This is a genomic window from SAR202 cluster bacterium, assembly GCA_016872355.1.
In the GTDB taxonomy this organism is placed as follows: domain Bacteria; phylum Chloroflexota; class Dehalococcoidia; order Lucifugimonadales; family VGZY01; genus VGZY01.
Map to the genome: position 1 here is coordinate 1 of VGZY01000129.1, position 2,230 is coordinate 2,230.

Below are 2,230 nucleotides of genomic sequence, written 5' to 3' on the forward strand. Positions count from 1 at the left end.
ACGACACCGCCACGGCCGGCCCTCCAGGACAGCCCACGCCAACAGGGGTCGCACAAGCGGCGCCAACTTCCCCGGCGGCGGCGGCGCCAGGCAAGTACGTGGCCGCTCGGGCCACGACCGAATCCGTGTACGTGGAGTCGGACGCCTATAAGGGGCCGCGGCCGACGACGTTCAAAGAGTCCCCAATGTCGGCGGACCTGGTTAAACAGGGGAAGATTCTCCCCCTTGAGCAGCGCCTGCCTGTCCCCGCCGATGTAAAGGTCTACCCGCCCAGCGATGAGATCGGAGTGTACGGCGGCGTGCTCCGGTTCACGGATGCGGGCAACCTGAGCCTGGACCGCCTGTGGCTGCCTGCGGGCGGCCTCTGGGTAGACCCCACCGCATCAACCATTATCCCCAGCTCCTACAAAGCATTCGAGTCCAGCGACGGCGGCCGCGTGTACACCTTCACGCTCCGCAAGGGCGCGCGCTGGTCGGACGGCTACCCGGTCACGATGGAGGACTATCGCTTCGCCATCGAAGACCTCATTCTGAACAAGGCGCTGATGCCCGGCCTCCCCGAGTACGTCAAGTCGCCGATCACGGGCAACGACTTCAAGTTCAAGGTGCTGGATGACCTGCACTACCAGATCTCGTTCGATGACCCCCAGTACTCCTTCGCCGCGGATGAAGGCCACCCAACAAGCATGCGAGGCTGCCCTCGCTGCTTCATCTCGCCTGCGCACGTCTTCAAGCGCTACCACACGAAGTACAACTCCGCAGAAATACCAGACCTGCTCAAGAAGTACAATCAGCCCGACTGGACGAAGCTGTTCGTCACCGTGAGGAATGTCCGCGGCTTTACCAGCATGCCCTCCGTGGCAGTGCCGACTACGTTCGACCCTAACTACATCTACAAGGGTGAGCACTACATCCCGTGGCAGGGCTTCTGGATCACCCAGTCCCTGAGCGAGTCGCACAACGTCTTCACCCGTAACCACTACTTCTACGGCGTGGACCCGGAGGGCAACCAGCTCCCGTACGCTGACGGAGTGGAGAGCTTCCGCGTGGAGAGCCGCGATGTCGCCGCCTTCCGGGTAATGAACAGCGAGGCCGACTTTAACAGCGCGGCCCTGCAGCTGGCCGAGCTGCCGCTGTACCTTACCAACATGGTCAAGGGCGATTACAGCCTGATGAAGTACCCGGCGTTCGACGGCGCGGACACCATAATCGAGATAAACCAGGAGTACGCCGGAGACGTGGAGATCGCGAAGCTCCTGCGGACATACGACTTCAGGCTCGCCCTTTCCAAGGCATGGAACCGCGTCGCCGCCAATGAGGCGTTCGCCTCCGGCCTGGCAGTACCTCAGAACGCGGCGCCGCACCCGAGCACGGCCTACGCGCCCGAAGACCAGTACCGCTACATGGATATCCAGCTAGATGTTGCCGGCGCAAAGGCCCTGATGACGAAGATGGGGTACAAGGACAGCGACGGCGACGGCTACCTGGAGCGACAGGACGGCAAGGGCAGGCTCACCCTCACAATGACCGAGACCATGCCCTACTTCCCGTACCTGGAGCTCCTGCAGGGAGACCTGAAGCAGATCGGGATACACCTGGACATCAAGGAGGGCGCCAAGACCGCTATTGCGGGAGCGCCGGCGGGCCTGGCCGCCGCGTACACGGTGGAGTTCTACTGGACCACGCATACCGAGGGCGGAGTGAACCCCTGGGCGTCCACCAACCAGCGCATCATACCGGTTATGGCGCACCAGTCGTTCCCCATGGCCGGCACCTACTACCAGACCCGGGGAGAGAAGGGCCTAGCGCCCACCGGCCCCGACCCCAAGATCACAGACATCTACGGCAAAACGGCCCCTGAGGGCACCTATCCGGTCGATATCACCGGCGACGCCATGCGCTTGCAGGAGATATTCACGGAGGGCGTCATCCTGGCAACGCTCGATCCTCGCAAGATCGAGCTCGGGAAATCAGTGTTCCGGATCAATGCCCAGGACCAGCTCAAGCCCAACGGCCTGGCATACTCCGGCATCGAGCGCGCGCTCCGCATCAAGCGCAACAACGTGCGCAACGTTCCCCGCAACGCCACCACAGGCACCAGCCCGGACTATGTGACCCTGTACTTCGAAGACGGGACGGACAACCTCTACCACCCTGGCAACAAGTCCAAGAAGTACCGCAGCGTCAGCTTCATAGACCCTGCCTACTGGAACGCTGTAATGGGCCAGTA

The 2,230-nt window shown here is 62.6% G+C and carries 1 protein-coding gene; it reads left to right on the forward strand.

The features are described from left to right. On the forward strand, positions 1-2,230 hold a 2,230-nt coding region (locus tag FJ319_14705), incomplete at both ends, for a hypothetical protein (protein ID MBM3935515.1).